Origin of the sequence: Alcanivorax sp. DSM 26293 (assembly GCF_900107995.1) — a bacterium.
Classification (GTDB): domain Bacteria; phylum Pseudomonadota; class Gammaproteobacteria; order Pseudomonadales; family Alcanivoracaceae; genus Alcanivorax.
This window is the reverse complement of the sequence record NZ_FNUM01000003.1, coordinates 186,783-199,484: the sequence shown is the minus strand read 5'-3', so window position 1 is coordinate 199,484 and position 12,702 is coordinate 186,783. Positions and strand designations below refer to the sequence as shown.

Below are 12,702 nucleotides of genomic sequence, written 5' to 3'. Positions count from 1 at the left end.
GATAATGATCTCCTGTTAACGCCTGTCCGGGCGGGCGGTCGTTCCCGTGGCGCCCGCGGACAGTAAAAGGGTTAGCGGTAAAGAATGTTGTCTTGAGTGGCCTTGCTCATTTCAAAGCCGTCGCCCCACACCAGGGTGCCCAGCTCCATATCCACCATTTCGAAGGAAATGTAGTGGTAGCGCTGACGCATCTGGCTTTGGCGATCAATGGCGTCCTGGGAGGTGATGGTGGCAAACATCTGGTAGTCGACCCCGGCGGTGGCCTGGGTCTTGCGGATGGTGCCGCCATCCACCAGCCCTTCGCGTTTGATTTCGCGCTCTTTCTGGATCGCTGCCAGGTTCTGGCGATTGACGAACACCATGCGCCCGTTGGCGGCACGGGTAAGCTCGATCTGCAGCCGCTTGGCGAGCATGTTGAGATTGATCACCGAGGTGCTCTCGTTCTTGAAGCCTTCCATGTCAATCAGTACCCGGGGTGGGGTGGGGCGGTTGGAAACCATGGGATTGGCCAGCAGGCTGCGCATCATTTTGTCGGTCATGGCGACTACGTCCTGGGATTCGATGCCGACCCCCTGAACCCGTCCGGCACTGCCTACGTCCTGGTATACGGAAGGCTGCCCGGCGGCGTTATCGACCCGCGACGGCGCACAGGCGCTGACCAGCACAGCGGCACCGAGGATGACGATAGGTTTGAAAGCTTTCATTGTGTTCCCCTCATGGAATTCGTGGATAAATAAGGTGCTTACTGGCTCATCTGGGCCATGGTATGCAGAGCAATTTCCTTGCCGGTGGCGCTCATGGGCTGCGGGCGATCGCGCTTTTCGAAGCCGCTTTCAGCCACCACCCAGGCATGTTGGTCTTCACTGCCCGGCGGTTTGCCATCGGTGTTGAAAACCGCGAGCACGCTCGCATCTTTCACGGACAGCACGCGCACCTGGTAGAGGCCATCGCGGTCAAAATCGCTGCCTACCACCAATTCCAGTACGTAGTCCGCTTGCTGGGAAAGAGCGCGCATCTGCAGGCGCAACTGATCCGGCGAGGCGCGTTCGAACGTGCCGTCTTCCAGGTCGTTATCGGTAATGCGCTGGGCCATGGCTTGATCAATGACAGTAGCCCCGCCTTGCTTGAAGGTGCTGATGAGTCCGCCCTGCAGGCCCAGGGCAATGGCGTTGCGGTCTGAGCTACGCAGACCGCCACGGCTTTCCTGTTCCATGGTCAGGGTGGCGCGCCCTTTTTCTTCGCGGGCATCCTTGCCGGTGACGCTGAGCTCGCCTTTGGCATTGAGACTGCCGCGGTGGTGGCTGTACCAGTCACTGACGCGGCTAGGGAATTCACGATTCCAGAATACGGCAATACGCGGTTTCCCCTGTTCAGGGAAAGCCTGACGAAAACGGCTGATGACGTCCTTCTCAGGTGGGCGTTGGTACTGATCACGGAGGCTTTCCGCGTAGGCCTCCTCGCTCATGGGGACCTGGGCGGGTGCCATCATTTCGGTGGCGGGGTGATCCTGCTGGGCAAAAGCCTGGCTGCTGGCGAGCCAGGCAAGGGGCAGGGCGAGAGCGACGAAACTTTTCATTTTGCCTGCCTCACTTCCACCCGATATTTCAGCTGCGCAGTGGTGGTGGATTTTTCCAGATAGACACTGGTGGAGTTGGCCGGGACCACGACCCGTTGCCAGCGCGGTTCCACGTCGGTGGGAATCTCGGACTGGTCAAAGAACTGGGTGCGGGCTTCCAGGATGCCGTTGTAGTCGGTGTGGTTACGCAGCACCACGAAGACTTCCGAGGTGTTGGCCGGGGTACGGCGAATGCCATGCTTTTCGGCGGTAAAGCGGAACACCTTGTGAGGACCGGGAATGCCGCCACTGAAGTTACGATTCAGGTCGTAATCGGTAAACGTCACACTGTTGTAGGTGGTCGGCGCGGTGCGCTGTTCATGCTCCAGCTTGCTGCTGTTCTGGCAGCCGACAAGCAAGGAGCCGGTCAGCAGACCGGCTACAAGGGCGAATTTCGCGTGCATGGAGTTCTCCTTAACGTGGGTTAACGGGCACTGGCGAAAATCACGCCGTTGCCATTCTTGTCGAAGAAAATACGGGCGGGTTTGCTGCCCGGTGGTTGGGTAATACCGGCCTTGTTGGTGAAGGTGACTTTGGCGTTTTGGGTATCCCCGGAAAGCCGGGCGCTGCCCAGGTGCAGGGTGTCGGGCAGGCTGGTCCAGTAGCGGGTATCGGCGCGGGTCTTGGTACGGGCGGACATGCCCTGGGCGGCGACACCAATGGCGGTGATGGTATTGAAGCCGGCGGCAAGGCCTCCCCCGGCCCCGGCCGCGATACCGGTGATCAGGCTGTTGTCGCTGAGGCTGGTCATGGTGTCGCCCACGTTGCCGGTGGTCTGCTTGAACTGCACCTTGCCTTCGATGATGCGATCCACCGCCCGCCCGCCTCGCGTCGAGGCCTGGAAGAACACGTCTTCCGCCGGGTAGAGGGTCTGATTGAGGCCATCACCGGAAATCCTGGCGCGGTTTTCGGTAAAGCCCTTGCCGCGACGGTAGACCAGTTCGAAGTGACCGACGCCGTCGGCCAGTTTGCGCGGGGAGGTGCCGGTTTCTGCCACGATCAGGGTATTGTCGCTGTCAGCCGGGACCGGGCCGTCGGGACGGAACTGGCGGTATTCCTCGAAATGCTCACTGGCGAGGCGTTCGTTGCCATCCAGGCGCGCCGCCCAGCCGGCCAGATAGACCAGGGAGGCGAAGTCGGTGCTGTGCTGTTCTTCCTCGGCGAACGCGTCCTGCAGCAGGCCGTTGAGGAAGGTGGCGCGGGCGTTACCGTAATCGCCATCGATCAGATAGATCAGGCCGCGATAGTAATAGACCATGGAGCGTTCATAGGGCTCGCCCTTGAATTCCTTTTCTCCCTCCTCGTACCAGAGGCTTCGCGCTTTGCGCGCGGCATCGTTGTCCGCATAGACGCTTTCGATGTTGGCGATGGCTTCATCCAGGGTACGGCGGGCGGTATCCAGATCCCCGGTCTTGAATGCGGTGGCACCGATTTCCATCAGGTTCAGCACTTCATTGCGGCGCCCTTCCTGAAACAGCTTGCGCCAGGCGGGCTGCAAGGCCGCTGGCTGACTGGCCACATACTCCTGTTTGGCAGGATCCAGCGGTGTTACGGCGTATTGCTTGGGGCCGGTGGCGCAGGCGCTCAACAGGCCGGCTCCGAGTAGTGGTAGTAGGAGTTTCTTGCAGGCATAAAGGGGGCGTTCCCCTGAAACAGCAGGCGTAAACGTGTTAGCCATCAACTTCCCCGTTGGATGGATTCTTTTTGGTGTCGTGCGGGGCGTCCCCTGACCCTCACCCGCGCGAAGTTGTTAGCTGCAAGTATTGAGCAGGCCAAGATCGGTGCGCATCCCCCAAATGGGGGATAAAGCCATATTTCCCGATAAATATTGCCTCTGTTTTCGGTTCTGCCGGCTTGATTCCGTTGATTGTTTTGATACCCAATTTGGGGGATGCGGGGATTCCGGTCGGTCGCTAGCCTGATATTTCCGTTCTCGGGGAATAAGGGAGAAAAGGCTATGAGGGCATTATTACGGGGCGCCAGCCTGGCGGTAGCGGTTGCTATTACCGGGTGTGGCGGTAGCGATAGCAGCAGTGGTGGGGGAGGAGGCTCATCGGGGCCGCCTGGTGGCGGTACTGCCATGAAGGGCAGCGCTGTCAAAGGGCCGCTGGCCAATGCCGCTGTCACGTTGTACCAGCTGGACGTCAATGCACAGGACGGGGCGGGGCCTCAACTTGATACCGGTGCTACCGATGCCAGAGCAGCCTTTACCGGTGTCAGTATTCCTGAGGGAGCCACCGGCGAGGTTCTGGTTGAGGTGCGGGCCGACGGCGACACCGTTGACCTGACCACTGACCAGGCACCGGTGATTACCCGTTTGTTGTCAGTGACCTCTGTCGAGGCGGTAGCCGCCGGGGAAACCAACTACCCGACGCCGTTGAGCACCCTGGTGGTGAACATGGCGCTGGCCAACGCAGACAGCTCTGCTAATGGTTTTGCCGGTGACGATGATGGCACGGTGACCGCAGATGAATGGGCGGCAGCATTGAAGCTGGCCAAAAGCAAGGTACGCAGCCAGTTCGGCTTTGGCCTGCTGGATGACAGCGTGGATCTGTTGTCTTCCCCGCCTCTGATCACCAGCGATCAGGATGATCAGGAACAGGTGGTCAAGTTACGGACTGCGGTGGAAGCGGTGGCGGCACTGATGGCAGATATGGCAGAAACCGCCAAGACTGCGGATCCCAACAGCACCGAAACCGCAGACTCCATGTTTGCGGCCCTGTCGGAGGATCTCAACGACGGCCAGGTAGATGGACAGAGTGGTGGTGAAGCCATCTCGACCTTCTCCAACATCGCCGATGTGGCTGCCGAAGTCACCCAGGATCCTTCCTCGCTGACCATTCCGGGTTCCACTACAACCGTCTCGCAGGTTGCAACGGTGGTTGCCAATGAGACCGAAGATACCGGTGTGGACACGGATACCACCACGGCACAAAACACCACCACAGTGGTGGAGCCGGCGGAAGTGGAAAGTGATATTGACCAGGACGGTACGCCGGACAGCAGCGATGCGGATATTGATGGCGACGGCTTGATCAACGAGCAGGATGCTGCGCCCTTTGATCCGGACCGCGACGAAGATGGCGTAGTCGATGGTGAAGATGCTTTCCCGGATGATCCTGCGGAAACCGCTGATACCGATGAAGACGGCGTCGGTGATAATGCCGATGTGTTCCCTGAAGACCCCACCGAGACTGTCGATACTGATGGTGATGGTGTGGGGGACAACGGTGACGCCTTCCCGCAAGATCCCGCCGAGACTGTCGATACTGATGAAGATGGCGTGGGTGATAACGCGGATGCCTTCCCCGAAGATCCCACCGAAACCGTGGACACGGATGAGGATGGCGTAGGGGATAATGCTGATGCCTTCCCGAACGATCCTTCTGAGACCACAGATACGGATGAAGATGGCGTCGGGGACAATGCAGATGATTTCCCTGAAGACCCGGCAGAAACCACGGACTCTGACAGTGACGGTGTCGGGGATAATGGCGACGCCTTCCCCAATGATGCTGGTGAAACCACTGACACAGATAACGATGGTGTGGGGGACAACGCAGATGCTTTCCCCAATGATCCGAATGAAACCACAGACACTGATAACGACGGTGTGGGTGACATTGCGGATGCCTTCCCCGATGACCCCAACGAAACCCAGGACAGCGATTCCGATGGTGTAGGGGACAACGCGGATGACTTTCCCAATGACTCCACCGAAACCACTGATTCGGACGGTGATGGTGTGGGCGATAACGCCGATGCTTTTCCGGAAGACTCTACCGAAAGCGTGGATGCGGATAGTGATGGCTTTGGTGCCAACGTGGCAGATCCGGACGATGCAGACCCCTGTGTTCCGGATACCAATGCCGCTGCCTGTAACGGTGGTTCACCAGCCGCTGTGTGGGATCAATTCAACTGGGATCAAGCCAACTGGCAGTGAGGCCGTTGGTTAAAGCACGAAATCTATAGAGGGTAATAGAGATGAAAAAATTTATTCTGACTGGCCTCACCGCTGCACTGATGAGCGCGAATGTAATGGCATCGGAAGTGGTTGAGGGTACGGATACAACGGTTTTTACTGCTGATTCACCGGCGGTTGCCAGCGAAGTGAATGGTAATTTCGCTGCTCTGATCGCCGCAATCAATGACAACTCCCAGCGACTTGATGCTTTGGAAGACATTGTTGGCGATGGTAGTGTTGCCGGCTCATACACCTTTATTGAGATGGCTGTAGAGTTGGCTGCTGACAGTGGAACAGAGTTGACTCAAGGGTACTCAGAAATTTCAACGTACAACTCTTCTGGTAGCTTTACGCTGGATGCGCAAGGTGACTTTTCGGGCACTATCAACGATAACCGTTCTACGCTGTTTGATACCCAGAATGGCAATTGTGAGGTAGAAGGCTGTCGGGACGTATTTGATCCAGACTTCAATAATCCCGGTTCAGAATCGTTGGGGGGAACCTGGACAGATAATGGTTCTACGGTCACCTTGTCATTTGGCGGGGATGGCATTGTCTTCCATAAGGCCGGGCCGAATTTGCTGGTTTATTCTGGAAAAGAGATTGAGACTGGTTCCCAGCCAATTTTTGATTTCACTAATATTGTGATGCTGGTAAAGCAGTAATAGATGAAACACTGGGGCCGCATGACGCGGCCCCAGCTTTTCTTAATACCGCGTTTCCGCCATTCCTGAAAACTGCTTGGCCAGATAGGTCGCGTAGTTGTCTGTCATGCCGGCAAGAAAATCCAGTGCCCGCATGATGCACTGATAAATTCTTTCCTGTTCAGGCATCTGTTCCAGGTTTTCCGGGAAACTGTGTCGGCCAATCAGGTCGATGATACGTTCATGGCGATAGTTCCTGGCGCTATCGCAGGCATGGGATACCGCGGCTTCAATCAGGCCGTCCAGTAGCGCACCCATCACTTCGAAGGCACCAATTTCCAGCTCGATTTTCCGTGGATGCTCGAAAACTTTCGAGCGGGCCAGCTGTTTGGCATTTTCCACCACATCGCGCACCGCCGGTTCGCAATGGCTGATCAGATCTCCTTCCATTCTGCCGCCCAGCAGGTTGTCATGATTGGCGACAAAAGCTTCCACGCCGGCTTCGATAAAGCGCTCGATGATCTTGCCTCGTAACAAGGCAGCCTTGCGGCCGTCGCGCAGGTCGGAATGGATCAGGTCACGCACCTCGGGGGTATCCGGCAAAGCGGGTTGCAGCAGGGCATAGACTTCGTCCCAGTGCAGCAGGTCCATCTCCAGGCCATCTTCCAGATCGATAATGGCGTAGCAGAAGTCGTCGGCGGCCTCCATCAGATAGGCCAGCGGGTGGCGGCAGAAGCGACCCGGAGAAATTTCCCTCAGGCCGGTGGCAACGGCCACTTCCCGAAAGGCATCGGCTTCCGACACAAAGGCGCTGTACTTGCCGGGCTTGCTGTTGGCTCCGCTGCTGTCGGTGGCATCGACGGACAGCCAGGGATATTTCAGGAAGGTGGCCAGGGTGGCGTAGGTCAGGCGCATGCCGCCGTCGTACTGGTGGTATTCACTCTTGGTAATGATGCGAAAGCCCTGGGCATTGCCTTCGAAAAAGGTCAGATCGCTTTGTTGCTCCGGCGCCAGCATGGCAAGGAAGCGTTGCCCCCGTTCCTGGAACCAGGCGCGGATGGCACGCTCACCGGTGTGCCCGAACGGCGGGTTGCCGATATCGTGGGCCAGACAGGCGGACTGAACGATGTCGCCAAAGTCGGTGGCGCTGACCGTATCCGGCAGCAGCTGGCGTTGCTGCAGCCTTTCGCCCACGCGAATACCCAGGGTGCGTCCCACGCAGGACACTTCCAGGGAATGGGTCAGGCGGTTGTGAACATGGTCGTTGGTGGCCAGCGGGTGCACCTGGGTCTTGCGTGCCAGCCGCCGGAAGGCGCCAGAGAAGATGATCTTGTCGTGGTCGCGCAGGAAGGCGGTGCGGCCGCTTTCATCCTTGGCGCTGCGTCCGCCCAGCCGGGCCTTGTTGAGTAACTGGTGCCAGTCCATACAAAAAAATCCGCCTGCGGGCTTGATGAAAAACGCCGTCGCACCCAACGTGAGAAGAACCAATCACAGCATGTTGCCATGGGCCGTGCTGGGATGAACAGAACAGGAACGCAGTGAAACACGAACGGGAGGCGTAATGAATCTGGATAAACCCCTGCTGATGCTGGTCACCAGTGCATCGCAAATGGGCCAGGGTCAGCAGACCGGCCTGTGGCTGGAAGAATTCGCGGTACCCTGGTTGTTGTTCCGGGAGAAAAATATCCCGATGGTGGTGGCCAGCCCCCGTGGTGGCAAGATTCCGGTGGACCCCAACTCGGTGCCGGATGACGAACAGAAAGCCCAGTGGTCGGAAGCCATCTCTGCCCTGCAGGATACCCGTCCCCTGGAAGAGATCTGGGAAGACGGTTTCGCCGGTGTCTTTGTCCCTGGCGGCCATGGCGCCATGTTCGATATGCCCGATCATCCGCTGGTGGCGGCAGTGATGGAGCGTACCTGGATCCAGGGTGGCCTGCTTGGTGCGGTCTGTCATGGCCCGGCGGCCCTGGTGGGGCTGCGCGATGAAAATGGCGCGCCGCTGGTGCAGAACCGCACCCTGACCTGCTTCACCAATGAAGAAGAGCAGGAAGTGGGCCTCGATGAGGTGATGCCGTTCCTGCTGGCGACTCGCCTGGCAGAACTGGGGGCGACGCTGGATCTGGGCGACAAGTTTGTCAGTCACGTGGTCGCGGACGGGCGACTGATCACCGGGCAGAACCCGCAATCCAGCCAGGCCGTGGCCGACGCCATGGTCGAGGCGCTGTACCGGGAATAGCCGAGACAGGTAAGGTTACGACATCGCGCCGCTGGGCGTTTGTTTTGTTATGGGAGACACAATGGGGATTTACGATTACACCGCCACTACCCTGAGTGGCGAAGACAAGGCGCTGGCCGACTTCAAAGGCAAGGTGCTGCTGGTTGTGAATACCGCCAGCAAGTGCGGTTTTACGCCGCAGTACAAGGGCCTGGAAGCGCTGTATGACGACCTGCAGGAAAAGGGCCTGGAGATTCTTGGCTTTCCCTGCAACCAGTTCGGCAAGCAGGAGCCCGGTGCCGCAGACGAGATCGGTGCCTTCTGCGAGAAGAACTACGGGGTCAGCTTCACCATGTTCGACAAGATCGACGTGAACGGTGACAACACCCACCCGCTGTACGCCTACCTGAAAAACGAAGCCACCGGTGTGCTGGGTAGCAAGGCGATCAAATGGAACTTCACCAAGTTCCTGATCAACCGGGATGGCAAGGTCATCAAGCGCTATGCGCCCACTGACAAGCCGGAAGCCATCCGCAAGGATATTGAAAAGCTGCTGTAGAAAGCCGAGCTGCAAGCTACAAGCTTCAAGCTGCAACGCGATCCAGGTCGGGATATGCGGCAAGTTCGCAGCCCGCGATTTTAGGATCGGGCGCGGGCATGGCCTTTAAGAACCTGACGGCCATTGGCGCGCCTTGTAGCTTGAGGCTTGTAGCTTGTCGCTGCCTTTACGCGCTCTTACGCCGTTCCAGCCATTCAAAGGCCGCCATCCCCGCCACCATGGCAGCAACGAAGACCACGGCCTTGAGGCTGCCGGTGCCCAGTGCCACCAGCGCCGGGCCCGGACAAAAGCCCGCCAGCCCCCAGCCCACCCCGAAACCCAGTGAGCCGAGTACCAGGCGCCGGTCCAGTTTGCGGTTGCCGGGTATCTGGATGGGGTCGCCACTCCAGGCCAGGTGACGACCCTTGGTCAGGGCAAAGCCCACCGACGCCACCGCGATGGCTCCCACCATTACCAGCGCCAGGGACGGGTCCCAGTCGCCGGCCAGATCCAGAAAGGCCAGCACCTTGGCGGGGTTGGCCATGCCGGCCAGCAACAAACCGATGCCGAAAATCAGGCCGACGATGAAGGCACTCAGTTGCGAACGGTTCATGCCGCACCTCCAAGCAAATGACGAACCACAAAGACGGTGACAAAGCCGCTGCCCATGAATGCCAGGGTGGCTACCAGGGAGCGCGGAGACAGCCGCGATATGCCGCAGACCCCATGACCACTGGTGCAACCGGCGCCATAGCGGGTGCTGATGCCGACGATCAGCCCGGCCACAATCAGCAGGGGCCAGTCTGCGGCGATAATCAGTGGCGGCAGGGTGGTCGCCAGGCTCCACAGCAGCGGGGCGGCGATCATGCCCAGCACAAAGGCCAGTCGCCAGGCCCGGTCACCGGGGGAAGGGCGCAGCAGGCCGCCGACAATGCCACTGATGCCGGCAATGCGGCCGTTGGCATGAATAAAGAGGGCGGCGGCCAGCCCGATCAGGGCGCCACCGGCCAGGGCCGACCAGGGTGTAAAGGCGGTCCAGTCGATGGTCATGAAGTCTCTCCACAAAAAAGGGCGTACAGGGTTTCCAGCACGGCCAGGGCCTTGGGGTCGGCAATGGAATAGTGCATCTGCTTGCCATCCCGACGACTGGCCACCAGCCCCTCCCGGCGCAGGACGCCGAGCTGCTGGGACAGGGAGGGTTGGTAAACGCCAACCAACTCTTCCAGCTCGCTGACGCTGCGCTCGCCCTCGGTGAGCTGGCAGAGCAGCAGCAGTCGATCCGGGTGTGATAACGCTTTGAGAAGCTGGCTGGCGTCGGTGGCGTTATCGCGCAGGGCATCCATATCCAGAGTTTGCATGATACTTCCATATAATATATTTAAATAAAATATATAATGAATGCCTGGAGTCATGCAAGTGATCCGGGGCTTTTTCACAAAGGCGTGGCCCTAGACCGGCAGCACGCCGTAGTAGACGGCGAAGAAGTGGCAGACACTGCCGCCCATAACGAACAGGTGCCAGATAGCGTGGTTGAAGGGAATAAAGCGGTCGGCCAGGTAGAAAATCACTCCAGCGGTGTAGGTAATACCGCCGGCCAGGATCAACCAGAAGCCCACCTCGTTCAATTTGGTTGTCAGTTCCCCGGAGGCGAACAGGATCAGCCAGCCCATGGCCAGGTAAATGCCCACCCGCATCAGCTTGAAACGGTGGCCGTACATGGCCTTCAGGCCGATGCCGATGAGCGCCAGTGTCCAGATCACCGCAAACAGGATCCAGCCGGTCTGGCCGCGCAGATTCACCAGCAGGAAGGGGGTATAGGTGCCGGCAATCAGCCCATAGATGGCGCAATGGTCCAGCATCTTGAACACCGCCCGCCACTTCGGGTTACGCAGGCTGTGATACAGGGCGCTGGCGCTGTAGAGCAGAATCAGGCTGGCACCGAAAATGCTGAAGCCGACAATTTTCCAGGGATCGCCCTGCAGGCTGGCGGCAACGATCAATATCACCGTGCCGGCGACGCTCAGGGCGGCGCCGATGCCGTGCGTCAAGCCGTTCAACCATTCTTCCAGAATAGAGTAATCCGTTTCCGGTTGCGGGGTTGCGGTCATTGACGAGGTCTTCTTGCAGCTAGAGGGGAGTCTGCATCATGCCGAGCGCCAAAGGCGCCTGTAAAGCGCCAATTCGGACAGTGCCGCATATCAGTGTTTTCTATCGATGTGATGAAAGCAATTTTCTGTTGGTAACGTGGGTGTGGCGTTACGGTAATTCTGACTCGTGGCAGAGCAGGGTTGAAGTTCCTGTTCAGAAAGCCATGTTGAGAAGAGTGGAAAACATTCTTCGTCACATTTGCACAGCAAGGAGCCACGCAATGATTGAACACAATAAGCAGGTTGCCGAGCAATTGAGCAAGTTGCTGGCCGAGAGCTACACCCTCTACCTGAAAACTCACAAGTATCACTGGAACGTGACCGGTCCCATGTTTCACAGCCTGCACCTGTTGTTCGAGCAACAGTACACCGAGCTGGCCCTGGCGGTGGACACCATCGCCGAACGTATTCGGGCGCTGGGCTGGAAGGCGCCGGGCAGCTACGCAGAGTTTGCCAAGTTATCCACGGTGAAGGATGCGGTGGGCGACCCCTCTGCCAGTGACATGATCCGTGAACTTGCCGAAGATCACCGCACTGTGGCCGAGCAGGCCAATCGGGTGTTGAAGCTGGCCGGCGAGCACGAGGATGAAGGTTCCTCCACGGTAGCCAGCGACCGTATCGAGATCCACGAAAAGGCAGCCTGGATGCTGTCCGCTCATCTTGATTGATAGGTAGGGGCAATTGCTCAGATAGAAGTAATTCGTTTTTCAGATAAATAGAGGGTGGCTATTATTGAATGCATATCAAACGAGTCACCCTCTAATTGGCACAAGGAGTGCAAGTATGCTGGAAAATCGCGAAGGGCAGCCCGTCCCCCAGGTCACCTTCCGGACCCGTGAGGGGAATGAATGGCGGGATGTGACCACCGATGACCTGTTCAAGGGAAAGACAGTGGTGGTATTCGCCCTGCCGGGTGCGTTCACTCCGACTTGTTCTTCCACTCACCTTCCCCGCTATAACGAGCTGGCTCCGGTGCTGAAAGCCAACGGCGTGGATGACATCGTCTGCCTGTCCGTTAACGACGGCTTTGTAATGAACGCCTGGGCTGGTGACCAGTCTGCCGGCAACATCCATTTCATTCCGGATGGTAACGGTGAGTTCACTGATAAAATGGGCATGCTGGTGGACAAGCAGGATCTCGGGTTTGGGCCGCGTAGCTGGCGTTATTCCATGCTGGTGAAAGACGGGGTGATCGACCGCATGTTCATTGAGCCGGAAAAGCCCGGCGACCCGTTCGAGGTCTCTGATGCGGATACCATGCTCAATTACATCAATGGCGAAGCGGCCCTGCCCAAGCGGGTTACCGTTTTCACCAAACCAGGTTGTCCGCACTGCACCCGAGCCAAGAAGGCGCTGGCCGACAACGGCTACGCGTTTGAAGAAATCGAACTGGGTAGCCGTGGCCTAAGCTACAGCTCCCTGGCCGCGGTAACCGGTGCCGGCACCACGCCGCAGGTATATATCGAAGGCGAACGCATTGGCGGCGCCGACGAGCTGGAGGCCTGGCTCAAGGCCTGATCAGGCTGCAGGCACCGTAACGAGCAACCCCGTGACGCGCTCACCGTCACCGCATGGCAGG

Annotated in this window: 15 protein-coding genes; 6 read left to right on the top strand and 9 right to left on the bottom strand. The window is 58.6% G+C overall.

All coding sequences use genetic code 11. The features are described 5' to 3' along the window. Positions 1-71 precede the first annotated feature (71 nt). Genes C4S63_RS07275 through C4S63_RS07260 form a run of 4 tightly spaced genes read right to left on the bottom strand, consistent with a single transcriptional unit; the run spans position 72 to position 3,293 of the window. Entirely contained in the window at positions 72-704 is a 633-nt protein-coding gene (locus tag C4S63_RS07275; RefSeq protein ID WP_103917172.1) for a CsgG/HfaB family protein, read from the bottom strand. A gap of 38 nt (positions 705-742) precedes the next feature. Beyond that, the gene (locus C4S63_RS07270) at positions 743-1,576 is read right to left on the bottom strand and encodes a hypothetical protein (protein ID WP_103917171.1); all 834 of its coding nucleotides are present in this window, start codon (positions 1,574-1,576) and stop codon (positions 743-745) included. Continuing rightward, positions 1,573-2,019 (bottom strand): hypothetical protein, encoded by a 447-nt coding sequence (locus C4S63_RS07265; RefSeq protein WP_103917170.1) that lies wholly within the window; start codon positions 2,017-2,019, stop codon positions 1,573-1,575. Before C4S63_RS07265 ends, C4S63_RS07270 begins: the two co-directional genes overlap by 4 nt. 20 nt (positions 2,020-2,039) lie before the next feature. Continuing rightward, positions 2,040-3,293, bottom strand: coding sequence for a hypothetical protein (locus C4S63_RS07260; protein WP_200819517.1), 1,254 nt, complete (start codon positions 3,291-3,293; stop codon positions 2,040-2,042). A 279-nt stretch (positions 3,294-3,572) separates the two neighbouring features. Between C4S63_RS07260 and C4S63_RS07255 the strand changes: the two genes are divergently transcribed. Together C4S63_RS07255 and C4S63_RS07250 are read left to right on the top strand one after the other, a co-directional pair. Further along, complete coding sequence (locus C4S63_RS07255; protein ID WP_103917169.1) at positions 3,573-5,558, top strand: thrombospondin type 3 repeat-containing protein; 1,986 nt, start codon at positions 3,573-3,575, stop codon at positions 5,556-5,558. A 41-nt stretch (positions 5,559-5,599) separates the two neighbouring features. After that, positions 5,600-6,244 (top strand): hypothetical protein, encoded by a 645-nt coding sequence (locus C4S63_RS07250; protein WP_103917168.1) that lies wholly within the window; start codon positions 5,600-5,602, stop codon positions 6,242-6,244. Positions 6,245-6,286: 42 nt separating this feature from the next. Here C4S63_RS07250 and C4S63_RS07245 read toward each other — a convergent pair whose 3' ends face one another. Beyond that, positions 6,287-7,648: a deoxyguanosinetriphosphate triphosphohydrolase gene (locus tag C4S63_RS07245; RefSeq protein ID WP_103917167.1), complete on the bottom strand. Its 1,362-nt coding sequence runs from the start codon at positions 7,646-7,648 to the stop codon at positions 6,287-6,289. Between the two features lie 136 nt (positions 7,649-7,784). Between C4S63_RS07245 and C4S63_RS07240 the strand changes: the two genes are divergently transcribed. After that, the gene (locus C4S63_RS07240) at positions 7,785-8,459 is read left to right on the top strand and encodes a type 1 glutamine amidotransferase domain-containing protein (RefSeq protein WP_103917166.1); all 675 of its coding nucleotides are present in this window, start codon (positions 7,785-7,787) and stop codon (positions 8,457-8,459) included. A gap of 61 nt (positions 8,460-8,520) precedes the next feature. Beyond that, positions 8,521-8,997 (top strand): glutathione peroxidase, encoded by a 477-nt coding sequence (locus C4S63_RS07235; protein WP_103917165.1) that lies wholly within the window; start codon positions 8,521-8,523, stop codon positions 8,995-8,997. 166 nt (positions 8,998-9,163) lie between these two features. Here the strand turns inward: C4S63_RS07235 and C4S63_RS07230 are convergent, their stop codons facing one another. The 4 genes from C4S63_RS07230 to C4S63_RS07215 form a co-directional block, all read right to left on the bottom strand. Continuing rightward, positions 9,164-9,589 carry a DUF6691 family protein gene (locus C4S63_RS07230; protein WP_103917164.1) on the bottom strand — a complete coding sequence of 142 codons (426 nt, stop codon included), beginning with the start codon at positions 9,587-9,589 and terminating at the stop codon, positions 9,164-9,166. Continuing rightward, positions 9,586-10,026 (bottom strand): YeeE/YedE family protein, encoded by a 441-nt coding sequence (locus tag C4S63_RS07225; protein ID WP_103917163.1) that lies wholly within the window; start codon positions 10,024-10,026, stop codon positions 9,586-9,588. The genes C4S63_RS07230 and C4S63_RS07225 overlap by 4 nt, the downstream gene beginning before the upstream one ends. Then, the gene (locus C4S63_RS07220; RefSeq protein WP_103917162.1) at positions 10,023-10,334 is read right to left on the bottom strand and encodes a helix-turn-helix transcriptional regulator; all 312 of its coding nucleotides are present in this window, start codon (positions 10,332-10,334) and stop codon (positions 10,023-10,025) included. Before C4S63_RS07220 ends, C4S63_RS07225 begins: the two co-directional genes overlap by 4 nt. Before the next feature lie 90 nt (positions 10,335-10,424). Continuing rightward, a complete protein-coding gene (locus C4S63_RS07215) occupies positions 10,425-11,084 on the bottom strand; it encodes a hemolysin III family protein (protein WP_103917161.1) in 660 nt (219 codons plus the stop codon). 260 nt (positions 11,085-11,344) lie between these two features. On the opposite strand from C4S63_RS07215, the gene C4S63_RS07210 reads away from it, so the two are divergent. Beyond that, on the top strand, positions 11,345-11,791 hold the full coding sequence (locus C4S63_RS07210; protein ID WP_103917160.1) for a Dps family protein: 447 nt from the start codon (positions 11,345-11,347) through the stop codon (positions 11,789-11,791). A gap of 115 nt (positions 11,792-11,906) precedes the next feature. Beyond that, the gene (locus tag C4S63_RS07205) at positions 11,907-12,641 is read left to right on the top strand and encodes a glutathione peroxidase (RefSeq protein WP_103917159.1); all 735 of its coding nucleotides are present in this window, start codon (positions 11,907-11,909) and stop codon (positions 12,639-12,641) included. Positions 12,642-12,702: the final 61 nt, after the last annotated feature.